Origin of the sequence: Mesorhizobium sp. WSM4311 (genome assembly GCF_002295115.1) — a bacterium.
Classification (GTDB): Bacteria; Pseudomonadota; Alphaproteobacteria; order Rhizobiales; family Rhizobiaceae; genus Mesorhizobium.
The window spans coordinates 84,388-110,820 of the sequence record NZ_NSFV01000018.1 but is presented as its reverse complement, the minus strand read 5'-3'; the positions used below and the strand labels follow the sequence as shown (position 1 = coordinate 110,820).

Genomic DNA, 26,433 nt, shown 5'->3' with positions numbered 1-26,433 from the left:
AATTTCAGCGCCGCAACGTCCTGCGCGACTGCGGCGGGGAGTCGCAGCGCTGCGTGAGGCGGGCAATTGTCGACTGGGAAGGCGTTCGCGGTGCGGGAAAGGAACACCGCCCTTGCTGAACGCCTGCCTCGGTAGGATGGTGGGCACCTCGCGCCCTCATTCCTGTGAAGGGGAGGCGCTCAATCGACGATAGGGCACGCCATCGAAGCTTGCCGTCACAAAATCCGTGACGGACATCTTGCGCTTGCGTCCGTCGCTGCAGGCGTAGACCGGCCAACCGGCATCGCTGCATTCGCTGGCAGCGCAGATACGCGCCAGGCAGTTACCGATAGTCAATCGGAAGCCGCCCTTGCCGGCGAAGCCTTGCAACAAGCTGCCGTCCGCCGAGCGCCAGGTCCGCGCACGGAATTCCGCCCGCAAAAACAATGGTTCGAGAGAGACCGCAAGATTGGTTTCGCCGGCACGTCCTGAGAACTGCAGACGGAAGCGCGCCATTGCAGTCGTGTATGCCGTCACAAGATCCGATTCGCGAAGATAGGAGATCGGCAGGTTGGAGGGGTCAAGCAGATGAGACATGCGCTCGCTTGCCTCTACCGGCGCCAGCAAGACAACAAAGGTAAGAAAGGCGAAGCAGGCTCGCGACATTTTCCAGCAGCCACATCGATCTCGGCCTGCCGGTTTGGCCCCGGTTGCCCCCAGTAACATCCCGCCAATCGTCGCCCCGTGCAAGCCGCTTGCTGAGGCAGTCCAAGGCGGCCGAGAGTGCAATTCGCAAGGCCACCGAGTTAAACCGCTTGGAACCGAAGGGGGGACCCCGCATCGACGAATTTGCGCGGGCGATGGCGCGGTATGCTCGGCGTTTGCGGCAAGGAGGAACACATGCCACCAGCCGGGGTTCCTTAGCTGGCGCGGGCCGGCGGCAGCTCAAACAGGTTGGCGCCGTTCTCCTGACCGCGCTCGGCATAGCCGATAATGCCGAACCATCGGGCGACGTCAGGCCCCTGCAGCCAGCTGCGCGAATGGATGGGAAGGTTGCCGGCGAGCGCCTGGATGTGCCTGATATGTCGCTTGCAGAAGCGCACGGTCGAGGCGCGGAAAAAGTCCTCCTGCGCGGCAAACAGCGTATCGGCGGCGTCGCTGTTCTCATGCCAGGCGATGATTGCCACGGCCTTCTCGCCCTCCACCAGCGCGTGCGCCCGGCCTTCCTTCAGATTCATCATCAGATTGTCGTAGGCGATCTTGCTGTCCTTGCCGGCCGCCGCGTACTCCTCCGACATCCGCTTGGACAGGCCATGAAACACATCCTCGAGATCCCCGAGCGTTGCTGCGCGTGCTCTCATTTCACCTCCTGCAGCCCCGGCAGGGAGTTTGCCCTAAGGGTGAGGGATCACCAAGCAAATCGAATCCGCTGAATGGCCAATGAGAGCAAAGCTGTTTCGCTAGGCGAGTCGCCTGGTCGCGCAATAGGGCCAAGTCCCGAGGTTGCGCAACTGCCCACCGAGCGGTGCACATCACACTGCGACCTCCTCATTCGGGTCGGCTCGGCATTGCCTCTAGAAGAGGGTCGTTTCAATCGTCTGCATCAGGCAATCGCCAGCTTGCGTACCGATGATGCCCAGATCCCGTACGCTCGTCATATGGTTCCGGTCATTCAGGCAAAGGTCGCGGACACCGTGCCCCTGCGCGCGCAGGAGCGTTCCGAAGTCGGCCGCCTGCTGGTGAAAAGGGGGCGTTTCCTGGTCCCCGACGAGAATGGTCACTGCCGTCTTCGGGTCATGCTGCCGCGTCATTGGCGTGAAGGCAGCTGCCTCCTCGTCGGTGATGCCGATCAACGGCTCGAGGAAGGATTTCTGCAGGGGCTTCAGGTCGTAGAGGCCACCCAGCAGCAGCGCTGCGTGGATGCGTGACGGCATTGGCGCCTTTTCAAATAGGAATGTGGCCAGGTGCGCGCCAGCCGAATGGCCGCTGACGCTGATCCGGCCTGGATCGCCGCCATGGTCGACGATGTTGTCCAGCACCCATTGTTTGGCGCGCCGGACCTGCTCCACGATCGCCGCCATCCTAAACTCGGGCATCAGCGCATAATCGACGATGACCGCGATCGCACCGGCTTGGGTGACTGTGTTCGCCACATAGGAATAGTCACCCCTTGAAAACATGCGCCAGTAGCCGCCGTGGATGAAAATATGAACGGGAAGATTCTGACGCTCGCCCGGCGGAAAGAACAGGTCGAGCCTCTCGGCCTCGCCGTTGCCATAGGCGACATCAGCCACCATGGGCAGCGTCGCCCGGGTCGTGGCGCTGCGCGCCACGATATCGGCCACGATGTCATCAAAGTCGGCAACGTGGTCGCGGGTGCGGAAGGGGTCTTTCTGCATGGCTGCCCGATCAGAAGGTAACGGCGATATACTTCGCCTCCATGAACTCGGCGATGCCGTGGTGCTGGCCGCCCTCGCGACCCAGGCCGCTCTGCTTGACGCCGCCGAAGGGGGCCGCGGGATCCGACATCAGCCCCCGATTGAGGCCGATCATGCCGGCTTCGATCCGCGATGCCACCCGCAATCCTCGGCCGACATCGCGCGTATAGATATAGGCGGCAAGGCCGTATTCCGTGTTGTTGGCGTGCATGATGGCTTCGGCCTCGGTCTCGAATCGCGTGATGGGCGCTACCGGCCCGAAGATCTCCTCATGCGCCATGTCGGCATCGGACGGAACCTGCGACAGGACCGTCGGCGGATAAAAGAAGCCTTCCTCTTCCGGGATAGAGCCGCCGCAAAGCACCTTGGCTCCCCGGCCCACGGCGTCCTTGACTAGGCGGTCGATCTTGTCGACCGCCTTTCTGGTGATCATCGGCCCGCACTCGGTATCCGCACTCATGCCTGGTCCGACCTTGAGAGCTGCCATGCGTTTGCGAAGGCCGTCGGCGAACGCGTCATGGATGCCCGACTGAACATAGATGCGGTTGGCGGCTGTACAGGCCTCGCCGGCATTGCGCATCTTCGCGATCATGGCGCCGTCGAGCGCGGCATCGAGGTCGGCATCGTCGAAAACGACGAATGGTGCATTGCCGCCGAGTTCCATCGAGCAGGAGACCACATGCTTGGCGGCTTCACCAAGCAAGGTTCGTCCGACGCCTGTCGAGCCGGTGAAAGAGAGCTTCCTGACGCGCGCATCGGCCAGCATGGCCGAGGTCAGCGGACCGGGACTGGTCGTGGTGAGCACGTTGACGACGCCGGCCGGAACGCCGGCCTCGCTGTAGAGCGCGGCCAGCGCATAGGCCGTCAGCGGCGTCTCGCTGGCCGGCTTCAGGATCACCGTGCAACCGGCCGCCAATGCCGGCGCGATTTTTCGTGTCGCCATCGCGGCCGGAAAATTCCAGGGCGTGATCAGCACGCAGATGCCGATCGGCTCATAGTCGACCACGATGCGGTTGGTGCCGGACGGCGCGGTGCCGAACTCGCCGGTGATGCGAACCGCTTCTTCCGCGTTCCAGCGGAAGAACTCGGCGGCGTACGCAACCTCGCCGCGCGCGTCGCGCAGAGCCTTGCCGTTCTCCAGCGAGATCAGCATGGCGAGCGTTTCCGATCGCTCGACCATGAGTTCGAAACAGCGCCTGAGGATTTCCGAGCGCTTGCGTGGCGCTGTCCCCCGCCATGCCGTCGCCGCCATGGCCGCCGCATCGACGGCTGCCAAGGCATCCTCGAGCGTCGCGTCGGGAACCGCTGCAATGACGGATCCCGACGCAGGATCGACGACGTCGATGACCCGGCCGTCGGAAGATGGTCGCCATCTGCCGTCGATGTAGAGTCCGTGCGAAAAGCCGCGAACATCATAGTCGTCCTGGTCGATCCACAGCGCATTGGGAGGAAGGTTCATGGTCTTGTTCCGTGGATTACATGGCGCAGGCTGCGAGGTCGCCGTCATGGGCGGCCTGGACCAGGCGTCGCATGGCGGTGAGATCGAAGGGGCGCGGGTTGTTCTTGATCAGGCGATCGATGCCGAGCGCCTGATCGGCGGTCCAGTCGAGCTTGTCGGCGGGAAGGCCGAGATCGGCCAGCGTCGGCGTGATGCCGGTCGCAATGAATAGCCGTCGGATTTCCTCGATTGTGGCGTCCGCCATCTCCCCGGTGCTCCGCCCCTTGGCCTCAAGGCCAAGCGCTGCGCCGATCTCGGCCATTTCGGCGGCGACCACGCGGCTGTTGTAGGTCATGACGTAGGGCATCATCGTCGCGACGCCCAATCCGTGCGCCGTGTGGGTGAGGGCGCCCGCGGGATATTGCACGGCATGCGCCGCCGCGGTGCCGGCGGTGCCGAATGCGCAGCCCGCCGCCAGCGCGCCCATCATCACATCGGCGCGCGCATCGGCATCGGTGCCGTCGGTGCAGGCTTTCTCCAGGCTGCGGCCCAGCAGTTTTATGGCCAGCAGGGCGAAATGGTCGGTCAGCGCGGTCTTGCCGATGAAGACATGCTGTTGCGCCAGGCTGGGGTCCTCGCCGCGCCGCTTCGCGGTGAAAGCCTCGATCGCATGGGTCAAGGCATCGGCGCCGGCTATCGCGGTCAGGGCAGGGGGGCAGGTCATCGTCAGTTCGGGGTCGCACAAGGCAACCGCCGCGATCAGATAGGGGCTCGATATGCCGACCTTCAGCGTCCGGTCCGGATCGGAGATCACCGCGACGGGCGTCACTTCGGAGCCGGTTCCCGCGGTGGTGGGCACGGCGATCAGCGGCAGCGTCGGGCCGGGCACCTTGAACTCCCCATAGTAGTCCTGAAGCTTGCCGCCATGGCTGAGCAGCAGGCCGGCGCATTTGGCGAAATCGAGGCAGCTGCCGCCGCCGATGCCGATCACTATCTCAGGCTGGAATTTCGCGGCCTCGTCGACGCAAATGCCGAGGCTGTCGCGTGGCACGTCGGGAAGCACGCGGTCATGCACCAGCACCTCGATCGAGGCGGCCTTGAGCGATTTGACAATTTCCGCGAACACCGCCGTGCCGGCGAAACGCTCGTCTGTACAGACCAGGGCGCGCCGGCCGAACCTGCTGGCGACCGTCGGCAGCGCATGGCGTTGGCCGTTACCGAAAAGGATTTCACTCGGAAGCCGGAGGGCGGCGAAGAGGCTCATGATGATCTTTTGTCCTTTGGCGGCGCCTGAACTGGGATGGGTTGTCGCGACGGATCCGCCATCTGTCCGCAACGGCGCCAGGGACATTCTGCAGCACCATGTAACGGCACGAAAAGCATATTCGCCTTAAAATCGTATAGGATATAGGATTGCATCCGTTGGAGCATCGTGTTAGCGGTCCACACTGTCAATAGGTAAAAAGATGCAGGCCGCGAACCCAATCGACACGACCGAAACGGCCGCCGGCGGCGGTCGCATCCAGCGCTCCAACAGCCTGGTCGAGGATGTCTATGAAGCGATCTTCGCGCAGCTGATGTCGCTGAAGATCGCGCCGGGTTCGCGCATCACCGTCGACAGCCTGGTCAAGGAATTCAACGTCTCGCACACGCCCATCCGCGAGGCGCTCGGCCGCCTCGAAGGCGAAGGCCTGGTGCTCAAGACGCACCTGATCGGCTATCGCGCGGCGCCGCAAATCACACGCCGCCGGTTCGACGAATTGTACGAGATGCGCCTTCTGCTTGAGCCGCATGGCGCGGCGAAAGCCGCCGCTGCCATGGATGAAGCCAAGCTCAACATTTTGCTGGAAGCGGCTGGCGTGATGTCACGGCGCGAAGGCAAGGACGATCGCCTGCGTTATTCGAATTTCGCCCGGCAGGACGCGATCTTCCACGACAAGATCATGGAGTTTTCGCAAAACGAACTCATTCGGCAGACGTTGAGCCACCAGCATGCCCACTTCCATATCTTCCGCCTAATGTATCATGCCCGCGTGACCGAGGAAGCGCTCGACGAACACGAGGCGATCCTCGCCGCATTCGGCGCGGCCGATCCCGACGCCGCCCAAGAGGCGATGCGCGTCCATATCGAGCATTCGCGCGATCGCTTGCTTCCGGCCTTCGATTAAGGTCGGACCCGATGTCCATTGCAGCCAATATCGCCGGAGAGGGAGGAAGCGCGCTGCCCACTCGTGCCGTGCCGGGCGCCGTCGAACCGGTGCTGCGCGCCGAGCGCGTATTTCCCGGATTCGCCATTCCGATCCGATCCGATTTCGAAGACAGGCGAGGCGTGATCCGCACCTCGCCCAGCCGCAACAGGAGGAAGAGCCATGCCAGGCAAGAAAATACTGATGCTTACCGGTGAGTTCACCGAGGAATACGAGATCTTCGTCTATCAGCAGGCGATGGAGGCCGTGGGCCACACGGTTCACGTGGTATGCCCCGACAAGAACGCCGGCGACCTGATCAAGACCTCGCTGCACGACTTCGAGGGCGACCAGACCTACACCGAAAAGCTCGGTCACTACGCGCTGATCAACAAGACGTTCTCGGAAGCCGAAAGACAGCTCGACCAGTATCATGCCGTCTACTGCGCCGGTGGCCGCGGGCCGGAATACATCCGTACCGACAAGCGCGTGCAGGCGATGGTGCGCCATTTCCATGAGACCAAAAAGCCGATCTTCACGATTTGCCACGGCGTCCAGATTCTGATCGCCGTCGATGGCGTCGTCCGCGGCAAGAAGGTTGGGGCTCTCGCGGCTTGCGAGCCGGAGGTGACGCTTGCCGGCGGCACTTACATCGACCTGTCACCCACCGATGCCTATGTGGACGGGACGATGGTTTCCGCCAAGGGCTGGACGGCGCTTGCCGCGTTCATCCGCGAATGCTTGAAGGTGTTGGGAACCGAGATCCGCCACGCCTGACGCCAGACGGCTGGCGCGCGCCAGCGCGCCGGCCATCTGAGCAGTTCCCGGAAAAGCGCAACGCGTGCGCAAACACCCGTGGCGTAGTCGTGAGGCGGTTCTTAACGAGCTTGACCGGATCGCCTCCTCGAGCGCGAAGCTGCGACCTGCCGCCGTCGTTATTCGGTTGATCACCCTGCGGTCGAACGCCGGGATGCCGTGAGCGCAGAGATTGCGGGGCGCCACTGCTTCGACGGCTACGCTTACCGCCTTTGATCCCCGACCAGCCGCGGCTGCCGCTCTTGAAATGGCATCGCTACCAACTTCCATTCCTGCGCCGGCGACTCAGCGCGCGGCTGCCTCACGAATCGGCTCAAGTCAAGACGATACCCGCTTGCGAGCCGGGTATTTTGCTGACATGCTGACTTTCTTATATGCCGACTTTCTTATGTATGGGGTTTTGCACTGTGGCAGGTGTTCAAACGGAAGGGCAAAAGCATGGCAAAGGAATCTTCGAATTCCGCTTCTTCAGACAAGAAAGCGGACGGAAATCTGATAGGTAACGCAGAAGGAAACGGTCTGAACTTCATGGGCGTCCAGGCTCGCGAAAACGGGGGTCCCGGCGACGCTGTAGGTGTCGACAAGATACGTGATCTGCTGTTCGGCAACCAGATGCAGGACTATGACCGCCGCTTCTCCAAGCTCGAAGAACGGGTCTTGCAGCGCTTCAAGGATGTCGAATCCGAGGCCAAGCGCAATCTCGACATGTACGAGTCAAATGCAAAGAAGCAGGTCGATTCGCTTGCGGGGCAATTGCGGAGCGAAAAAGATGCACGAGCCGATGCCGACAAGGAAATTGATCGGAATCTTCGCGAGCAAAACCAGGCGCTTGAAAAGCAGGTGCGCGCGTTGTCGGATCAATTGAGCGCGCTTGAGCGCGACGTTGCGGACCGGATAAATCGGAACGATCATTCACTGCGTGAAGAAATCAAGCAGAAGAATGAAGGCGTTCAGATGCTGATAGAGAAAATGTTTGCCGATCTCAGCAACGTCAAGACCGACCGAAATCTTTTGGCTGGCCTGTTTGTCGAGGTTGCAAAATGTCTTAATCAGGATCCCGTCGGCAGCAAGAGCAATTCGGACCGTAGTTGGAAAGCGAGTTGATGGGACCTTGACGTCGACCGTCGACCCGATCAGCCTACCGCAAAGAACAGCCTCGAACGATACAGAGATTGATCGCGAGGCTCTGGCTCGTCTTTTGATCGAAATTGCCCGGAACGTTGATCCGGACTATCGTGCGCGTTTCGACGGAGTTCCAACCGCCGATCCTCGCATGGAAACGCTGCGCCAGTTGCTGGTCAGCCGCGAAATTTCAGAGCTTTCACGAGTCACGCATCTGCTGGACGAACCGGAGCAGCTCGCGGCAGCCGTAGGCGACGTTCTTTCCAGTGCGGCCGCGCGAGCGCCTCACGTACAACTCGGCGAGGCCCTTGCGCCAGCTGTCGAAAGGGCCGTGCAACGCTCAATCCAGAAGAGCCCGCGCACGCTGACGGACATATTATACCCGGTGTTTCTGCCGGCAATTCGCAAGTCGATCGGGGAAAAGATCGACCAGACCTTTCAGTCGCTGAACGAAACTTTAAGACATATATTTACCTGGCATGGTCTCAAGTGGAGATTTGAATCTTGGAGAACAGGTGCTAGTTTTTCGGAAGTTGTTCTGAAGCATTCTCTTGTATATCGAGTGGAACATGTCTTCCTAATTAGCCGAAATTCCGGACTTCTGATAGCGCATGTAGCTGCGGATAATGCAACGAGCGAGGATCCTCAGCTTATTTCTTCGATGCTTAGTGCAATTCAGGACTTTGTGAAGGACTCATTTAACGAAAAAGAACAGAGCAGTCTGGACACGATCCGTTTTGGCGACCTTCGCCTTTGGTCAGAAGTCGGACAGTTCGCGACCTTGGTTTCGGTGATCCGAGGAAATCCGCCAGAGGAATTGCATGAAATAGTTCGCGATGTATTGCTCCGCATCCATGAGGAATGCTCACAGGCTTTAGGGGAGTTTGACGGCGACAGTTCGCAGTTGGCCGGCGTAGAGGCACAATTGCAGACGTGCGTCGAGCTGAAGCAGGAGGAATCAAACCAGGGGTTTCCGTGGCTGGTGGTGGTTGCAGTCCTGCTGCTTTTGATTCCGGCAGGTGGTTGGTTCCTTCTTTCCTGGCAATCCGGGCAGCGCTGGCAGGCTTATGTGTCGCAACTGGAGATCCAGCCGGGCATCATCGTTGCCGAACAAAAGGTACGTTATGGCCAATTCTACATTTCCGGCCTGAGAGACCCGCTTGGCGCTGACCCGCAGTCGCTGCTGTCGGGAACCCAGGTCGATCCCGCCCGCGTTCATTCGCAGTGGAAATTCTATCAGAGCCTTGAGCCGGAGTTCGTATTGAAGCGGCTGACGGCGTCGCTGGCTCCGCCCGATACAGTACGACTTTCGATCGTCAAGGATCGCATCGTCGCCGAAGGTGAAGCGAGTGCCGCTTGGATCAGCCAGGCACACGCCGCCGCCCAGCAGCTTTCGGCAGGCGGGCCGGTGTTCGATATCTCTGGGGTCCGTGACGTAAGCCTCGAAGAACGCGAGGCGGAGCGCTGGCAGGCCTATGTGTCGCGACTGGAGACCCAGCCAGGCATCATCGTTGCCGAGCAAAACATACGCGACGGCCAATTCTATATTGCCGGCCTGAGAGACCCGCTTGGCACCGACCCGCAGTCGCTGCTGTCGGGAACACAGGTCGATCCCGCCCGGGTTCATTCGCAGTGGAGATTCTATCAGAGCCTTGAGCCGGAGTTCGTGTTGAAGCGGCTAGCGGCGTCGCTGTATCCGCCGGACACAGTGCGACTTTCGATCGTCAAGGATCGCATCGTTGCCGAGGGTGAGGCTCCCGACACCTGGATAGATCAGGCGCGCGCGGCGGCCCGACAGCTTTCGGCAGGCGGACCGGAATTCGACATCTCCAAGGTTCGTGATGTGAGCCCCGAAGCGCGCGCGGCGGAGCATTGGCAGTACTATGTGTCGCGACTTGAGGCCCAACCGGGAATCATCGTCGCCCAGCAAACAGAGAGGGGCGGACATTTCTACATTTCCGGCCTGAGAGACCCGCTAGCCGCCGACCCGCAAGCTCTGCTGCACGGAACGCAGATCGATCCTGCCCGCGTTCATTCACAGTGGCAATTCTATCAAAGTCTTGATCCGAAGTTCGTGGTGAAGCGGCTGGAGGCTTCGCTGACCCCGCCGAAATCGGTTCTGCTTTCGATCATCCAGGGTCGCATCGTTGTCGTAGGGGAGGCTCCTGCCAACTGGATCAACCGGGCGCGGGCCGCCGCCGATCAACTTTCGGCGGACGGAGTGGTTCTGGATATCTCGCAGTTGCATGAGCTGAACCTTGCAGAACTTAATGATTTGCGAGCGGCCATCCAGGCGACCGATATTTTCTTCTATTCCGGCAAAGTTGTGCCGGGACCAGAGCAGACGCCGGTTCTCGACAGATTGGCGGATCAAATAAAGGAATTCGCCGAAAGTGCCCACAAGTCAGGCGTAACTGCGCGGTTCATGTTGACCGGCCATTCGGACGCTACGGGCCGCGAGACGGCCAACGCGTCGATCAGTGCCGCCCGCGCCGAGACAGTTCGTGCGCTTCTCAACAAGCGCGGCGTCGCTCCGGAACTGCTGCTGGTTCGGGGCGCGGGCACCTTTGAGCCGCTGGTGCCTGAAAATAGTCAAACTGGGAGCTCCACCAATCGCCGGGTTTCGATTACGGTAAACTTGGACTAGTGGAGCTCAAGATGTTGCAAAAAAAGATCTGCATGTTGGGCGGGTTCGGTGTCGGAAAGACGAGCCTGGTCCGCAGGTTTGTGCAAAGCATCTTTTCAGAAACCTACTTGACCACGGTGGGAGTGAAAATCGACAAGAAGAGCGTCGCACTACCGGGCAAAACCGTGGATTTGATTTTGTGGGATTTGGCCGGCGAAGACGATATCGGCTCATTCCGCGTCAGCCATGTGCGAGGTGCGACCGGGCTCGTGCTTGTCGTCGATGGAACCCGCGCCGCTACTCTTGCCGCGGCGCTCACGCTACGCGAGCGGGTCGAGGCCGAATTCGGAACGATGCCGTTTGTATTGCTGTTCAACAAATCCGATCTTGCCGATCGGTGGGCAATATCAGATGGTGATATTAACGAGCTGAGGCAACTTGGATGGCAAATCTATCTAACAAGTGCACTTTCGGGCGAACACGTTGACGATGCGTTTCGTCAACTTGCTTCGATGGTTGCTAGATAGACCATGCATAGATTGCCAAAAGAAGTCGGAAGCTGGATTTACAATTTTTTTTACGACGAGCACTCTATCGCGTATCTGAAAATTGACGCCGAGCTTTGCGTAGCTGCGAAAGGCGGCAACGTCAAACATTACGGGCTCTCATCGCTTCGCATTGGTCAGCCGGTTGCCGATCAGCTTGAATTCATGGAAGGTTTGCTGCCTTCCCCGGAGCTTCCATATCATATGGCCATGGTCGAACTGCCCAGCGGGCGTGTCGCGGACCTTCATCTTTTTGCTGACAGCGCCTACGTGTGGCTGCTCTTTCTCGATGCGACCGTCGAACGCGACAATAGGCAGCGTCTTCAGCAGAAGGCTTATGAAATGACGCTCCTGCAAGAGAGAGAGCGTCAGCTCAACGAGAAATTACAATCGGTGAACGAGGCGTTGAGGGAGAGCCAAGAGGGATTGCAGCGTGAATACCAGCGTGCCGAAACCCTGCTCCTCAACATTCTTCCCGCGTCGATCGCGGAGCGGTTAAAAGCGGACGAACAAATTGCAGACAATCACGCAGAGGTGAGTGTGCTTTTTGCCGACATCGTCGGTTTTACGGAAAGAGCGCGGAGCGTCGGAGCCGTGACGACGCTCGCTATTTTGAATTACTTCTTCAAGGCGGCGGATCGGCTCTCGGAACGATACGGTTGCGAAAAGATCAAGACAATCGGCGATTGTGTCATGGTGGTCGCCGGCTTGCCGGCCGCGCGATCCGATCATGCTGAAGCCCTCGCGCGCTATGCACTTGAACTGCGCAAGGCGGTTAAGCGCGAACGCTTCACAGGAGGACGGCTAAGGCTCAGAATTGGAATTCACTCAGGACCAATCGTCGCGGGCGTCATAGGCAAAAGGCGGTTTGCCTATGACCTGTGGGGCGAGACCGTTAATCTCGCCGCACGTATTCAAACGTCCGCGGAGCCGGATGAAATTCGTATTTCGGATGCAACTCACACACTGCTTGGGCCAAATTTTGCTTGCGAGCCACTCGCGGAAACGGAACTGCGTGGCACAGGCCGTGTGCGAATGTGGCGCCTCCCGGCTTGATTTGCGCTTGGCAGTGCCGACCCGCATTGCATCTTGTGACCTGTCGGTTGACGACCGGTCACGAAGCCATCCGGACAATTGAGCTCACCGTGGTGATGCACATCGCAGCGACAGCAAGCACCTTTGCGCTTGCCTTGAAGGCATCCTATTCTGGAGAGTAGTAGCCGCTCGTGGGCATAGAATGTCGGTACTGCCTTTCTTAAGAATTTACGCGCCGCTCAACGCGGTGCTGGCTGCGCCTGGGTTGCTGGCGGTGGCTGCGCTCACGATACCAGGCATATCCGGACGAAGCAGACTGGCTCTGGCTGCTCTGCTCGCCGTCATCTGGGGCGCCTATCTCCTGCAACTGGCCGCGACGCTCCTCAAGCGCCGGGCGGGAGACGTACGGGACAGGACGCCCAAAATCGCCATCGATGTGCTCGCGGTCTTCGTTCCACTCGCCGCATTTCTGTTCGTCGGCACGCCCGACCAGAGCCTCTACTGTGCTGTCTGGCTGCTGAAACCGCTGCGCGACTCGACCTTCTTCCCGGTGCTGGGCAGGGTCCTGGCCAACGAAGCGCGCAATCTGATCGGCGTCACAACGCTCTTCGGCGTCGTTCTGTTCGCTGTCGCGCTCGCGGCCTATGTCATCGAGCGCGACACCCAACCGGAAAAGTTCGGCAGCATCCCCCAAGCAATGTGGTGGGCGGTCGTCACGCTGTCCACCACCGGATATGGGGACACTATCCCGCAAAGCTTCGCAGGCCGCGTCCTCGCCGGTGCGGTCATGATGAGTGGCATCGGCATCTTCGGGCTCTGGGCCGGCATTCTTGCCACGGGCTTCTATCAAGAAGTCCGTCGCGGTGATTTCGTCCGCAATTGGCAATTGGTCGCCGCGGTGCCGTTGTTTCAGAAGCTTGGCCCGGCCGTGCTGGTCGAGATCGTGCGCGCATTAAGGGCTCGCACGGTGCCGGCGGGCGCCATGATCTGCCGCATTGGCGAGCCCGGTGATCGGATGTTCTTCGTCGTGGAAGGGCGCGTCAGCGTCGCGACGCCGAATCCGGTGGAACTCGGCCCTGGTGCCTTCTTCGGCGAGATGGCGCTGATCAGCGGCGAACCGCGTTCGGCGACCGTCAGTGCTACGACGGCTGTCTCACTCCTGTCACTGCACTCGGCGGATTTCCAGATGCTGTGCAGCAGCAGCCCGGAGATCGCGGAAATCATCCGCAAGACCGCGCTCGAGCGGCGCGGCGCGGCGGCGAGCGCTTGACTGTTTCCTCAGCGCTGCTGTGCGGCTGCGCGACGGAGAGAACGTGAGGCTGTGTTCACTTGGAGGCGCTTACCGAGATGCTGGATTTAGCTCCAGCGGAAGCGGCTGTTCGTGGGAAGGCCGAAGCCGATTTTGCGGCTCATCAGGCGCACTGGATGCCGCCGACAGGTAGATTGGCTACTCGGCGAAGTTGCGCGCCGAACGCGAGTCGGCCGATCGAGCACAGGACCTGCTTGAGCTATTGTCGAACCCCCCGGCGGCTTCCCTTGCCCGGTCGCGATTTGCAGCAGATCGGCCGCAAATTCGGTGGCATAATTGGCCCTGTCGTCCTCAACCCGCTTGAATGCTCGCTGCATAGCGTCTGTCTGGCAAACTATTTGAGACACAATAACCGCAGCCAACTCGGATGCCACCCTCATGGCAGGCAAGCGCATCTTCGGCCCCACCTGTTTGCAGGACACTCTCTATCACTACAGAGAGCGTCTCCTGCAAAGCCTCTCGGTTGGCCAGCTTCTCTCTGTGACGCTCTTTCGACAGACGCCTTCGGCCGCGGCCCGATTCTCGCCATACAAAGATCATGAAGCCGCGCCCAAGCAAGGCGAATTCGTTACCAAATTGTTTATCAGGAGGCGAAAACGTGACGTTTCTGCAACAGGCAGGGCGGATAGGTGCCGGTCAAGGACACTCCCGCGACGATCTCGGTTGATCACGATGCTCCGATGGGTAATGTCGAATTCGAAGGAGCGGCGCGGTGCGCATCTTTTTCGGTAGTGGGGATGGGGCAGGGAACGCTGTCCTTCAGCAAAGAATACCCAGACCCGTTTTTTAACTTTTGACTGGAGGTCAGAAAATGAACATCAAGAGCCTTCTCCTCGGCTCCGCTGCGGCTCTGCTCGCAGTTTCCGGTGCGCGCGCCGCCGACGCCGTCGTCGTCGCCGAGCCGGAACCCGCTGAATACGTCAAGATCTGCGACGTCTACGGCGCTGGCTACTTCTACATCCCCGGCACCGAAACCTGCCTGCGCATCGGCGGCTATGTCCGTTACGACATCGGCGGCGGCGACATCGGCTCGTTCGACGGTGCGACAAGCGCCGATCACGAGGATGGTGGAAGCAACGACACCTGGTTCAAGAAGGCCCGCTTCACGCTGAAGACCTGGACCGGCCAGGAAACCGAACTCGGTACCTTGAAGACCTACACCGAAACCCGCTGGAACTTCGCCAACCATCAGTCCGACCTGGGTGCTGACCCTGACGGTGCCGGTCCGCTCACCAACGAGATCAATGAGGCCGGCAACAGCACCTCGCTGAACTTCGCCTGGATCCAGCTCGGTGGTCTCCGCGTCGGTAAGGACGAATCGGCCTTCAACACGTTCATCGGCTATGCCGGCAACGTCATCCAGGATACGCTGGTTCCCTATGGTGATTTCGACACCAACGTCATCCAGTACTACTTCGACGCTGGCAACGGCTTCTCGGCCGTCCTCTCGCTCGAAGAAGGCGAGGGCGTGAATACGATCGACAGCTACGTCCCGAATGTTGTCGGCGGCGTGAAGTGGACGCAGGGCTGGGGCGCGATCACCGGTGTCGTCGCTTATGACAGCAACTACGAAGAAGTTGCCACCAAGGTTCGCTTGGATGTCAACGTCAATGACGCTGTGCAGCTGTGGGTCATGGGCGGCTACGGCACCGATGACAACCTCTCCGATCCGACCTGGGCTTTCCCGGCCGGCGGCCGCGGCTACTTCAAGCAGTGGGGCGGCAACTGGGCAGTGTGGGGCGGTGGCACCTACAAGTTCAACGAGAAGACCTCGTTCAACGCTCAGATTTCGTATGACGATTGGAAGAATCTCGGCGTCGCCGCGAACATCGCCTACGACATCGTTCCCGGCATGACGATCACGGCCGAAGTCGACTACCTCAATGCAGGCAAGTTCGACGACGCCGACTTCTCCAACTGGACTAACGCGACCAAGAAGAGCAGCGTCGGCGGTCTCCTCCGCTTCCAGCGCTCGTTCTAATAGATTTCGACAAGTCGAGATCGAAGACCCGGCGGGCAACCGCCGGGTTTTTTCTTTTCCGCTTGCGGCCCTGCTATTTGCGCAGGGCTGGAGTTCGAAGCGTCATGGCTTCACCAACGTTGGGCGTAGCGACGGGAAGCGGAGTTCTGCACAGGCCGCAGCGCGTCAAGGTCACGGCATGGGTCTGGGGTTTTCCGACGCGTCGCATCGGCTCCTGGCTCCCTCCCCAGGACGAACCAACCCGTCAGAATTTCTGCGCCAGCAAACTTTCTAAAGCGCGTCGCCTTTACCGGATTCGGGATTCCCGTTTTGCCGGTGTGGTGATTCATTGCGGTCGAAAGGAGAGCCGCGATGGGCAAGCCGCATCCGACACAGTTCCATAGTTGTGGGGTTGCGTTGTAGAAAGACCACAGCAACCGGGAGGCGTCGCGCATTTTCGAGTTTCCCCGCGGTTGTGCCTCGCGATGAAAGCGAACCTCATGTCACTTCCCTCGCGAAGTAGGCTGCGGTCTTTTTAGGATGTCGCGCTCCGCCTTCAGCTTCGCGACTTCCTTGCGCAGCCAGTCGATCTCCTGCTACTCCGGCTTCATCTGCCCCGGGAAAGGCGTGCTGCGGATCCGTCGACAGATCGCGCACCCATTTGCGCAACACATTCTCGTGGACATCGAGGTCGCAGGCGGCCTGGTCACCGCAACGCCCCGATCCTTGATCAATCTCACCGCCTCAAGCTTGAACTCGCGGCCGAACTTCCTTCTCCCACTAGCCAGTTCCGTTAAACACCTTATCTCGGTGTCCACGAAACCGGCAGCAGGCCAGTGATCCGGCTACTTCAAATGGAAGCGACGCTTAACCCAAGCATAATCGGGCTTGCGGAACTACCAGCTGTTACGGCGCTGGACCGTACTCGATAGCCGAATTTCCCGTGCAGATGGATTTCCCGTGCAGATGGATTTCAGGTTATGAACAAATAGCGAAACGTCGCCGAAGTAATTCGGATAAAGTTCAACTAGTTTGTCTACCTCATCTACCTCGATCAAGACAGCATTTAGGTCGAGGCCCCTTATTTCTATTTTTTCTCTATCTCTCCCAATGTTCGCGCACCTGACATAAGCGTCCAGAACGGCTCAATGGTCACGTTATGATCTCTGCCATATTGGAGCAAATAGTATCGAGATTTTTCCGTTAGCCGTACGAACTTCTCTGAATAGTGGGTAAAATTCTTGATGTCTTCTAGTATTCTGGTCGCACCTATACGCTCGTTGATATCCCGCAATTCTCGCACCCGGTCATTGTGACCCGGAACGCCGATATGAACGGGGCACTGCTCAACGTGCGCGAATTCCGCCGACGTAAGCTGGAAAAGGCGCAGCCAATCCTGCTCGCCCTTTCCGTGCTTCAAATCCTGGCCCTGGAACAGCCCAACAGCCTCAACTGCAGTTGCCCATGAGTGCTGAAGTCTGGTCCGAACTTGCAGTTCGATGCGTCGTCCCTCGAAAGCCACAGTGTCGGCATCTTTGGGTCGGTACTTGAAAACAATATGGTGACTTCGATAACCGTCCGGCTTCGGCTCATCGATATAGTTAAATTCCCCAGTGTGGATCTCGTGGGGGAACTTCTCTCGCATCGATGCGAGAAGCGAGCGAACACCTTTGATGTCGGCCATGATCGCTCGGCAACCGCCGATGTCGTTCATGGTGTCCATATTGGTGGTAGACTCTCGGAGCTTGCGACGAATGGATGCCATGCGCTTCGGGCGGGATGCCATGTCGCCCTTCAGTCGAAGCGCTCTCATGTGGTGACCGACAGAGAACCGAACGCTCCGCATCGGCAGAAAGTGCGAGTCGCGCCAGCTATTGGCGATTGAGAAGATCTCGAGTGTGTCCACGTACTGGCCGACAGTGGTGTCTCGTCCGAACTGAATAGGTTTTGCCAGCTGGTAACCTGCCTTGCGAACGGCTTTCATGCTGTAGGCAAGGCGCGGGTACTCAGTCATTGGACCCCATGAAGCCGAGGTAGTCAGCCTCATTCTGGACTGGCGGGAATAGGGAATCAAATCTCCTGGATGATAGGCCTTGGGATACACGAAGGACAATTGGGGAACCTTCGCTGCGGCGAACCGCCTTCAACGGGATATCGCCGTGCCCCTAAGCCCCTGGCCGACACGCTGGTCGCTCGACAAACCTCGGCATCGGTGCATTGATAGATGGTCTGGGCCCTGATCACGGCTCGAAGCACCAGGCTCTCATCGGGCTGTTTGGCTGCTCAAATTGCGAGGCAGCCGGCCGCGACCGCTGGCCTGTGTTCTTTACCTTCATCCCCGGTTACGAAGGCCAGTAGCGGGCTGGAACTGCAACGGGGCGCTTCCTGGCCGTCGGGGGTGGCCTCGATATGCGCGCAAAAAGCCGGACATATGAGCGCAAGCGATCCGATCAAACTATCTCAGCCAATACTTGCACGCTGGGGGCCGTCCACATATGAGATCCAGCGGCACAGCGAGGAGCAAGGATCATGCGGAAGACAGCCTGCGGCTCATGGAACTGGCCCGAGATGCCAGCCGTCTGTTTGCTCAACAGGCTCCAAACGAGAAGAAAGGACTCTTGAATCTGGTGCTGTCGAACTGCGAATGGAATCGCGGCGAAGTCGCGCGAACTCCAGGCAACCTTTTGACTTACTTATAGATTCAGCGGCGGCTGCGGCACCAAACGAGCCCTCCGGGGCGAAATTGTCCGCAAGGCAGCCAGTTTGGCTGAGCAATCTGCGGTTTTTTGGTAATACAAATTGAAAATTGCGCCCTCATGTTTCACAACAGGTCGGTAGAGCCAGGACGGTTCCGAAGCCTGCGGGTTTGTCACAGTCCTCAAGGCGAGAATTCGAAAAGACGTTCAACTATGACCCAGCACACAGAAAATGCCCGAATTCTCATGTACAGCCACGACACGTTCGGGCTCGGCCACTTGCAGCGCTGCCGGACGATCGCGCATTCGCTGGTCGAGGATTTTCGCGGACTTCAGGTGCTTATCATTTCTGGTGCGCCTATCGCTGGCGCCTTCGACTACCGCGCCCGTGTCGACTTCGTGAAGATCCCCAGCGTCATCAAGCTGCGCAACGGCGAATACACCTCGCTGGAGAAGGATATCGATCTGCATGAGACGCTAAGGATGCGCCAGTCGATCATCCGCCACACAGCCGAGACCTTCCGGCCGGATATCCTCATCGTTGACAAGGAACCGCTCGGCCTGCGCGGTGAGATTGAGGACACGCTGTCCTACCTCAAGACGCGGGGCACCACGCTCGTGCTGGGCCTGCGCGAGGTGATGGACGCGCCGCATCTGCTCGAAGCAGAGTGGGCACGCAGGGATGTGATGCGCAAGATAGGGCTATTCTACGACAAGGTCTGGGTCTACGGTCCGCCGGATTTCTACGATCCGTTGACCGGCCTGTCTGTGCCGCCGGCTGTCAGAGCAAAGATGAAGTTCGTGGGTTTCCTGCAACGGAGCCTGCAGAAGAACGAGCTGCCGGGCCACCGGCCCGAGGGCGAATATATCCTCGTTACCACCGGTGGCGGCGGTGACGGCGGTGAGTTGATTCATGACGTCATCGATGCCTATCAGCAGGATCCGCAATTGCAGCATAGGGCGCTAATCGTGCTTGGGCCTTACATGCCAGCGCGCAAGCGCAACAAGCTGCTCAAAAAGGGGTCCAAGATCCCCTATATCAACATCATCGAGTTCGACAACCGCATGGAAGAGCTGATTGCCGGCGCCAAGGCGGTGGTGGCGATGGGCGGTTACAACACCTATTGCGAGATACTGTCTTTCGACAAGCCGGCGCTGATCGTGCCGCGCGTCAAACCTCGCGAGGAACAACTGATTCGTGCACGGCGCGCCGCCGAACTCGGCCTCATCGAGATGCTTTTGCCGGAAGAAGCGGAGGATTCTCAGCGGTTTGCCAAGGCACTGGAAGGGCTGCCAAACCGGCCCCGCCCATCGCAGAGCAATCCGCATCTGACGTTGGAAGGGCTGCCTCATATTTCGGAAATCGTCGCGGAACTGCTCGACCGGCGGGCCGGCCATCACCTTTCGGTCGTTGAAGGCATGAGCTGAATTGCAACATCGCAAGATCGTCGTGGTTCTGAAGGGCTATCCGCGGATGTCGGAAACCTTCATCGCGCAGGAACTGCTCGGTCTGGAGCGTTCGGGGTTCGACCTGATACTCGTCGCGCTCAGGCGGCCGACCGACGCGGGACGCCACCCCGTGCATGACGAGATCAAAGCGCCCGTCCATTATCTGCCGGAATATCTGCATGAAGAGCCGCTGCGCGTGGTTCGCTCGCTGTTTGCTTATCTGCTGCGGCCGGGCTTCTGGCGCGCGCTCGGATCGTTAGCTGCCGATATCCCCCGCGACTTTTCGCGCAGTCGCGTCCGCCGCTTCGGACAAGCGCTCGTGCTGGCGGCGGAATGGCCGGAAGACGCGGGGTGGTTGCATGCACATTTCGCGCACACGCCGGCATCGGTGACGCGCTATGCCAGCCAGCTTCGTGGCCTGCCCTGGAGCTGCTCGGCCCATGCCAAGGACATCTGGACTTCGGCTGACTGGGATCTGGCTGGCAAGCTTTCCTCGGCGCGCTGGACGGTCACTTGCACGAAAACCGGGTTCGACCGTCTGAAAGAACTCGCTAGCGGCAACGCGCGTGTGCATCTTAGTTATCATGGGCTCGACCTTGATCGCTTCGGCAGTTTCGGCGAGGCTCGGAACCAAAATGACGGCTCGACGCCGGACGAACCGGTTATCGTTCTGAGTGTCGGGCGCGCCGTTGAAAAGAAAGGTTACGATACCTTGCTGGAGGCCCTTGCCCTCTTGCCTGATAATTTGGCGTGGCGTTTTGAGCATATCGGCGGCGGCGAGGAACTGGAACGGCTCAAGGCGCTGGCACAAAAACTTGGACTGGATGGTCGCGTCTCTTGGAGGGGCGCGCTTGCGCAGCAGGAGGTGCTTGAGCACTACCGTTGCGCCGACCTCTTCGCCCTGGCCTGCAGGATCACTGCAAATGGTGACCGGGACGGTCTGCCGAATGTACTGGTGGAGGCAGCTAGCCAGCGGCTTGCCTGCGTGTCGACCGATATTTCCGGCGTGCCGGAGCTTTTGTCGCCGGATGAAACCGGGCTGCTGGTTCCGACGGAGAACCCAATTGCCCTGGCACAGGCGCTGGAGCGCCTGATCCGTGATCCCGTGCTGCGTACCCGCCTCGGCGAAGCCGCAGAGCGGCGCGTGCGCGACAATTTCGATCATTTGGCAAGCATTGGACAGCTCAAGGAACTATTCGAGCGGGAGTGGGCCTCCGAATGAAGCGGCTGCGGGCTTTCTTCTATGTCCAGCACCTGCTCGGTATCGGCCATCTCGCGCGCGCCAGCCGCATTGCGGCCGCTCTGGTCGATGATGGGTTCGACGTAACCGTCGTGACCGGCGGAGCGCCGATCGCGGGTTTTCCCGGGCGGGGGGTAAAATCTGTAACGCTTCCACCTGTCACCTCCGGTGATGAAGGATTTTCCGGACTTGTCGACCTGCAGGGCAAACCCATCGACGATGATTTCAAGAAACGGCGTTCGGAGATGCTGCTGCAGGCATTCCGGGATTGCAGGCCTGATATCGTCATTGTCGAGGCGTTTCCATTTGGACGCCGGCAGATGCGTTTCGAACTCTTGCCGCTGATCGAGGCCATCGACGCCACGTCGCCCAGACCGCTGCTGGCGACGTCCGTCCGTGATATCCTTCAGGAGCGCGTCAAGCTGGGCCGAAACGAGGAAACGGTCTGTCTCATCAACAGGCATTTCGACCTTGTCATGATCCACGGCGATCCGGCTTTCGCAACCATCGACAAGACATTTCCACTGGCTGGGGCGATCAGGGCCGAGGTCACCTACACGGGGCTCGTTGCCGCGCCGCCATCGCCCGCGGCCTCCGAGCGCTACGATGTTGTGGTGTCGGTTGGGGGTGGGGCTGCCGGAAAGAGCGTTGTCAGGTCCACCGTCGCGGCAGCCCGGAATGCCAACAACGGTTGGAGATGGTGTTTGCTCACCGGCCCCAACCTCCCGAAAGACGAGTTCGACGCGATTGCACGCGATGCCTCACCTGTCCTGTCCATCTTCCGGTTCCGCGAGGATTTCGCCAGCCTGTTGACCGGCGCCCGCCTGTCAGTCTCGCAGGCGGGTTACAACACGGTCTGCGATGTCCTGCGCGCGGGTTGTCGCTCGCTGCTCGTTCCATTTGCAGCCGGCGGAGAAACCGAACAGACGGTTCGCGCCCTGATGCTCGAAGAGCTCGGTCTCGCAACGGTGCTGACGGAAAACGACCTGACGCCTGAGGGCTTGGTGCTCGCGATCGAACAGACACTTGCCGGACCGACGCCATCCGCGCATCGTCTCGACCTGGAAGGTGCCCGTCACTCCGCGCAAATCCTGCGCGAACGGTATCGAACATGGTCCCTAAGAATGGGGTCCGGTTTCGGAAAGGAACATGATCAAACGGACGATGGGTCCTAGACGATTCATCGGCTTTATCGCGCATCTTGTCTGGCCAGTACGGCGCACCTCAAGTCCTTGTTTTATGTAGATGTCCCAAAAAACGCTGCGCTTTTGGGCGAAATGCATCAAACGGTCCCGATCAGCATGAAGCGCGTATAGTTTCTTGTCGGCAATTCGCCGGAGAACCGCACCTCGCTTAGCGCCGCCATCGCTTCGAATGCTGCAAGTGAAGCCACGCAGTTGATGTGCGTTGGCTCGCTGAAATAATCGTTCGATTGCAGCAGTACATTCGTGCCCCGCGGAAGCAGGGCAAGCCAGGCGCGCAGATCGGCTATATGTTCGCAGCTGGTATTGACCGTCAAGTCGGGCCGCCCGGCCGCATAATCGAGCGCGTACATATCTGCCGTCAGCGCCCGGAACCGGTCGCATGCTTCCCGGTTGAGGGTCCGGGCGACCGCCGCGACTTCGGGATCGATGTCGATGCTATCGATCGCCGCGATGTCGAAGCGGGCGTCGTTGAAGAGCATTGCCGGCAATACGCCGTACCATCCACCCAGAACCCATATGCGCCCGAACCGGCCACCGCTGCTTTCGAACAGCCTGTCGAGCGCCCATGTCTTGCACGCAACCTGCTTGTGGTTGAAGGCGTTGGCGATATCGGCCTTCGGATGCTTGGCGACGACGCGTGCAAGCCCTGCCACGAGAGGGTTGTTGACATAAGCAGCAATTCCCCTCGTGAGGTCCAGGGTTTGCTCGTGCCCGTCCGTGCCGACATTGCGTGGTTGCGTGACATCCATCATATTCGCCTTGTATGTTGGGATTTCGGGCGACACAACGCAATCTTGCCAGCAAAGCCGCCCCGCAGGCTTCGAACGTGTCGCCGGCGATGATTGCCGATGCGCCGTTCACCAGCCAGCGCTTCCACTTTTGTTCTTTAAACTGAAGGTCCACAGTCGCATATGGAACCCAGCCTAGCCCGCTATATCTGGAGGCACACCAAGAAGCAGCAGCTCTGGATATTGATGGTCGTCCTGCTTTCGATGATCCCGTATTTCATGTCCTTCGACCTGCCGAAGCTGATCGTCAACGGCCCGATCCAAGGTAGGGGCTTCGAGCAGCCGGGCGCGACCCAGGCATTCATGCGGCTGCACTACAACCTGCCGTTCATTGGCGATGTCCAATTCTTCTCAGGTTTTCAGCTCGACCGCAAGGCGACGCTGCTTGCCCTGAGCCTTGTGTTCCTCTTGCTGGTCGTGATCAACGGCCTGTTCAAACTCTACATCAACACCTACAAGGGGCGCCTCGGCGAACGCATGCTGCGGCGTATCCGCTTCGATCTGGTCGATCGTGTGCTGCGGTTTCCGCCGATTTACTTCAAGCGGGTGAAATCCGCCGAAGTGGCGACCATGGTGAAGGACGAGGTGGAGCCGCTCGGCGGCTTCATAGGCGATGCCTTCCTGCAGCCGGTACTGCTCGGCGGCCAGGCGCTGACCGCGATGCTGTTCATCATGGTCCAGAATGTCTGGCTCGGGATGATAGCGGTCGTGATCGTGGTGATCCAGATCGTGCTCATCCCGCGAATGCGGCGGCGGCTGATCGTGCTCGGGCGCCAACGGCAGCTGACGGCGCGCGCACTTTCAGGCCGGGTTGGCGAAATCGTCGAAGGCATTGGCGCGGTTCACGTCCACGATACCTCAAACTACGAGCGCGCCGACATAGCCGCGAGGCTCGGGCTCATCTTCAAGATCCGCTTCGATCTTTACCAATGGAAATTCATGGTAAAGTTCCTCAACAATTTTCTCGCGCAGATTACGCCCTTTCTGTTCTACATGATCGGCGGGTATCTGGTCATCGAGGGGCGGCTGGATGTCGGCCAGCTCGTGGCCGTGATCGGCGCCTACAAGGACCTGCCCGGCCCGATGAAGGAACTGATCGACTGGGATCAGGATCGGCAGGATGTCCAGGTCAAATATCAGCAGGTCGTCGAACAGTTCACCGTCGACGGTCTGATAGAGCCGAGAATCGGGGCGTTGACGATCGACGATCCAGATCCGATGACCAAGCCCCTGTCGGCGATCGGTCTGTCCATAGCGGACGATAGCGGTGCAATGCTCCTCAACCGCATCTCCCTGCAGGTCAAGCCGGGTGAGACGGTGGCGCTGGTCAGTACCGCAACAGGTGGAGGGGAGGCGCTTGCAGAAGCCTTCGCGCGGCTGAACTGGCCGGATAGTGGAAGAGTCGCGTCCGGCGCCGACGACCTGCTTGAACTCCCCGAAGCAGTGACCGGCCGGCGCATGTCCTATGCCTCGTCGGATGTTTTCCTGTTCCAGGCAAGCCTCCGCGATAACCTGCTCTACGGGTTGAAGCATGCGCCCCTGACATCGGTGCCTTATGACGGAGCCGCGGCAGTCCAGCACCGCTGGAACATCGACGAGGCACGCCGGTCGGGCAATCCGGATCTTGATATCCACAGCGACTGGATCAATTACGCTTCCGCCGGCGCTAGCGGCCCGCACGACCTCTTTGAAGCCGTGCGCCGGGTGCTCGACGCGGTTGTCCTGTCGCGCGACATTCTCGATCTTGGCTTGCGCTCTTCGGCCGATCTCGCGCGTCACACCGAGCTTGCCAGGCGGATCGTCGAACTGCGCGCGGCGCTGCGAACCCGGCTGGAACACGAAGGGCTGAGCGGACTGGTGGTTCCCTTCGAACCGGGCGCCTACAACAAGGAAGCAACGATCGGCCAAAACCTGCTCTTCGGCGCTGCCGCCGGTCCCCAACTGGCCGACAGGGCCTTGGCGGCCAATCCCTATTTTGCTTCTGTGCTGAGGCAAGCCGGCCTCGACCGCACGCTCTACGAAATGGGCATGGAGATTGCCAAACAGGCGATCGAGCTGTTTGCCGACCTGCCGCCCGATCACCAGTTCTTCCAGCAGCTCGCCTTCATGAGCGCCGAGGAGATACCCGCGTACGAAACCTTGCTGCAACGGCTCAAGAACCGTCCTTACGAGACGGTTTCGGAGAACGATCGCGCCATGATCGTCACCTTGAGTTTTGCCTATATCGAGCCCCGGCACCGCTTCGGCCTGCTGAGCGACGAGTTGATGGGCAAGATCGTCGCCGCACGCAACCGGTTCTATGAAAACCTGCCGCACGAACTGCAAAATGCGGTCGAACGGTATGATCCTGCCAAATACATTGCCGCGGCCACCGTCATGGATAATGTCCTGTTCGGGCGTGTGGGCAACAACCATCCCGACGCGCCGGACCGTATACGATCCATCGTCTATGACATTCTTGACGAACTGGGGCTTTATGGCGAGCTTCTGGATGTCGGTCTGGACTTCAACGTCGGCGCCGGCGGCAGGCGGCTTACCAATGGGCAGCGACAGAAGCTCGATGTTGCCCGGGCCCTGCTCAAGCGTCCTGATTTTCTCATTCTCAACCGGCCGCTGTCGGCGCTCGACCAGCGCATGCAGGATAAGGTGCTGCGAAACGTGCTCGAGGAGGCCAGGCGCGACGGCCAATCGCCGGCAATTGTGTGGGTCGTGACGAATCCGGCAATGGCGACGATGTTCGATCGCGTTGTCGTCTTCGACTCGGGTCAAATGGTGGAAGACGGAACACACGAGACTCTTTTGGCAGGGAACGGTATTTTCAAGGAGCTGCTGTCATAGAGCAACGGACATTCAGATGGGATCATTCTGCCGGTGGAAATTTGGTGCAACATCAAGGATTCGGCGAAGGGTGAAGCGGGACGACATCCGCGCCCAAACCCGAAAGCCTTGCCGCGAATTCACCCGGCTCTACGGGTTTCCCGCTGGCGGACGCCCATTTTGTCAGGCGGCATCGCCTGATCGCACGACAGACATCGGGCTCACATCCCGGAAACAGAATTGATTCCATCTGGACGTTCGTTGCTCTAGTCTGGCAGGGCGAATTTGGGAAGGTTTGCGACAATGCTGCTCAAGGATGAAGTTGGAATGCTGCAACGCGTTCCCTTGTTCTCTGGCATCGAGCCGACAAAGCTCAAGCTGCTTGCGTTCACATCCGACCGCGTGAACTACAGCGCCGGCGAGATCCTTTTCCGGCAGGGCGACGAGGGAGATGCCGCCTATGTCATCCTTTCAGGCAGGGCGGATATTCTGGTCGATTCCGACAGCGGACCCATAAAAGTTGCTGAACTGGTGCCAAACTCCATCGTTGGCGAGATTGCCATATTGTGCAACAGCTCCCGCACTGCCACCGTCAGAGCGGCAAGTCCGCTGGAAGCTTTGAGAATCCCCAAGGATCATTTCCTGAGGCTTATGAACGAGTTCCCGGAAATGACCATCGAGATACTGCGGGTTCTTGCCAATCGCCTAAGCCACACGACCGCAGATCTGATCGACGCACGAAGCACCAAATAACGTATGATGTGCGCTCGATCCTCGCCGCTGT

21 protein-coding genes and 1 pseudogene are annotated in these 26,433 nt (G+C 59.8%); 14 read left to right on the top strand and 8 right to left on the bottom strand.

The genetic code is table 11. From position 1 onward, the window contains the following. Positions 1-156: 156 nt before the first annotated feature. The 5 genes from CK226_RS30765 to CK226_RS30745 all read right to left on the bottom strand — a co-directional run bounded on the left by CK226_RS30765 (position 157) and on the right by CK226_RS30745 (position 5,119). A complete protein-coding gene (locus CK226_RS30765) occupies positions 157-645 on the bottom strand; it encodes a hypothetical protein (protein WP_179301164.1) in 489 nt (162 codons plus the stop codon). Between the two features lie 254 nt (positions 646-899). Then, on the bottom strand, positions 900-1,340 hold the full coding sequence (locus tag CK226_RS30760) for a hypothetical protein (protein WP_095775223.1): 441 nt from the start codon (positions 1,338-1,340) through the stop codon (positions 900-902). A gap of 213 nt (positions 1,341-1,553) precedes the next feature. Further along, entirely contained in the window at positions 1,554-2,378 is an 825-nt protein-coding gene (locus tag CK226_RS30755; protein ID WP_095793833.1) for an alpha/beta hydrolase, read from the bottom strand. A 10-nt stretch (positions 2,379-2,388) separates the two neighbouring features. Further along, positions 2,389-3,876, bottom strand: coding sequence for an NAD-dependent succinate-semialdehyde dehydrogenase (locus tag CK226_RS30750; protein ID WP_095793832.1), 1,488 nt, complete (start codon positions 3,874-3,876; stop codon positions 2,389-2,391). Between the two features lie 16 nt (positions 3,877-3,892). After that, positions 3,893-5,119 (bottom strand): iron-containing alcohol dehydrogenase, encoded by a 1,227-nt coding sequence (locus tag CK226_RS30745; RefSeq protein WP_095793845.1) that lies wholly within the window; start codon positions 5,117-5,119, stop codon positions 3,893-3,895. Between the two features lie 202 nt (positions 5,120-5,321). On the opposite strand from CK226_RS30745, the gene CK226_RS30740 reads away from it, so the two are divergent. The 9 genes from CK226_RS30740 to CK226_RS30705 all read left to right on the top strand — a co-directional run bounded on the left by CK226_RS30740 (position 5,322) and on the right by CK226_RS30705 (position 15,475). Further along, entirely contained in the window at positions 5,322-6,023 is a 702-nt protein-coding gene (locus CK226_RS30740) for a GntR family transcriptional regulator (protein WP_095793831.1), read from the top strand. A gap of 11 nt (positions 6,024-6,034) precedes the next feature. After that, positions 6,035-6,259 (top strand): hypothetical protein, encoded by a 225-nt coding sequence (locus tag CK226_RS34610; protein ID WP_142887685.1) that lies wholly within the window; start codon positions 6,035-6,037, stop codon positions 6,257-6,259. After that, complete coding sequence (locus CK226_RS30735) at positions 6,225-6,818, top strand: DJ-1/PfpI family protein (RefSeq protein WP_095775227.1); 594 nt, start codon at positions 6,225-6,227, stop codon at positions 6,816-6,818. Before CK226_RS34610 ends, CK226_RS30735 begins: the two co-directional genes overlap by 35 nt. 477 nt (positions 6,819-7,295) lie before the next feature. Further along, positions 7,296-7,961: a hypothetical protein gene (locus tag CK226_RS30730; RefSeq protein ID WP_095775313.1), complete on the top strand. Its 666-nt coding sequence runs from the start codon at positions 7,296-7,298 to the stop codon at positions 7,959-7,961. Between the two features lie 7 nt (positions 7,962-7,968). Next, positions 7,969-10,626, top strand: coding sequence for an OmpA family protein (locus CK226_RS30725; RefSeq protein WP_095793830.1), 2,658 nt, complete (start codon positions 7,969-7,971; stop codon positions 10,624-10,626). 11 nt (positions 10,627-10,637) lie between these two features. After that, positions 10,638-11,132: a Rab family GTPase gene (locus tag CK226_RS30720; protein ID WP_095775314.1), complete on the top strand. Its 495-nt coding sequence runs from the start codon at positions 10,638-10,640 to the stop codon at positions 11,130-11,132. 3 nt (positions 11,133-11,135) lie between these two features. Beyond that, a complete protein-coding gene (locus CK226_RS30715; protein WP_095775229.1) occupies positions 11,136-12,206 on the top strand; it encodes an adenylate/guanylate cyclase domain-containing protein in 1,071 nt (356 codons plus the stop codon). A 181-nt stretch (positions 12,207-12,387) separates the two neighbouring features. Next, positions 12,388-13,455 (top strand): cyclic nucleotide-gated potassium channel, encoded by a 1,068-nt coding sequence (locus tag CK226_RS30710; RefSeq protein WP_095793829.1) that lies wholly within the window; start codon positions 12,388-12,390, stop codon positions 13,453-13,455. 850 nt (positions 13,456-14,305) lie between these two features. Beyond that, on the top strand, positions 14,306-15,475 hold the full coding sequence (locus CK226_RS30705) for a porin (protein WP_095775231.1): 1,170 nt from the start codon (positions 14,306-14,308) through the stop codon (positions 15,473-15,475). Positions 15,476-15,929: 454 nt separating this feature from the next. Here the strand turns inward: CK226_RS30705 and CK226_RS30700 are convergent. After that, positions 15,930-16,242 (bottom strand): annotated as a pseudogene (locus tag CK226_RS30700) (transposase); the annotation flags it as partial. A gap of 299 nt (positions 16,243-16,541) precedes the next feature. Then, the gene (locus tag CK226_RS30695) at positions 16,542-17,468 is read right to left on the bottom strand and encodes a RelA/SpoT domain-containing protein (RefSeq protein ID WP_179301163.1); all 927 of its coding nucleotides are present in this window, start codon (positions 17,466-17,468) and stop codon (positions 16,542-16,544) included. An 895-nt stretch (positions 17,469-18,363) separates the two neighbouring features. Here CK226_RS30695 and CK226_RS30690 point away from each other — a divergent pair. From CK226_RS30690 to CK226_RS30680, 3 genes are read left to right on the top strand one after another with little or no spacing between them, the layout of a single operon-like run. Continuing rightward, positions 18,364-19,578: a glycosyltransferase family protein gene (locus CK226_RS30690; protein ID WP_095789783.1), complete on the top strand. Its 1,215-nt coding sequence runs from the start codon at positions 18,364-18,366 to the stop codon at positions 19,576-19,578. Positions 19,579-19,624: 46 nt separating this feature from the next. Beyond that, complete coding sequence (locus CK226_RS30685) at positions 19,625-20,821, top strand: glycosyltransferase (protein WP_179301166.1); 1,197 nt, start codon at positions 19,625-19,627, stop codon at positions 20,819-20,821. Next, entirely contained in the window at positions 20,818-22,014 is a 1,197-nt protein-coding gene (locus CK226_RS30680; RefSeq protein ID WP_095793826.1) for a glycosyltransferase family protein, read from the top strand. The genes CK226_RS30685 and CK226_RS30680 overlap by 4 nt, the downstream gene beginning before the upstream one ends. Positions 22,015-22,121: 107 nt before the next feature. Here the strand turns inward: CK226_RS30680 and CK226_RS30675 are convergent, their stop codons facing one another. Further along, positions 22,122-22,793 (bottom strand): class I SAM-dependent methyltransferase, encoded by a 672-nt coding sequence (locus CK226_RS30675; RefSeq protein WP_095789807.1) that lies wholly within the window; start codon positions 22,791-22,793, stop codon positions 22,122-22,124. A gap of 162 nt (positions 22,794-22,955) precedes the next feature. On the opposite strand from CK226_RS30675, the gene CK226_RS30670 reads away from it, so the two are divergent. Together CK226_RS30670 and CK226_RS30665 are read left to right on the top strand one after the other, a co-directional pair. Continuing rightward, positions 22,956-25,670, top strand: a complete 2,715-nt coding sequence (locus tag CK226_RS30670) for an ABC transporter ATP-binding protein (protein ID WP_095793825.1) — start codon at positions 22,956-22,958, stop codon at positions 25,668-25,670. Between the two features lie 282 nt (positions 25,671-25,952). Next, a complete protein-coding gene (locus tag CK226_RS30665) occupies positions 25,953-26,402 on the top strand; it encodes a cyclic nucleotide-binding domain-containing protein (RefSeq protein WP_095775237.1) in 450 nt (149 codons plus the stop codon). The last annotated feature ends 31 nt before the right edge of the window (positions 26,403-26,433 follow it).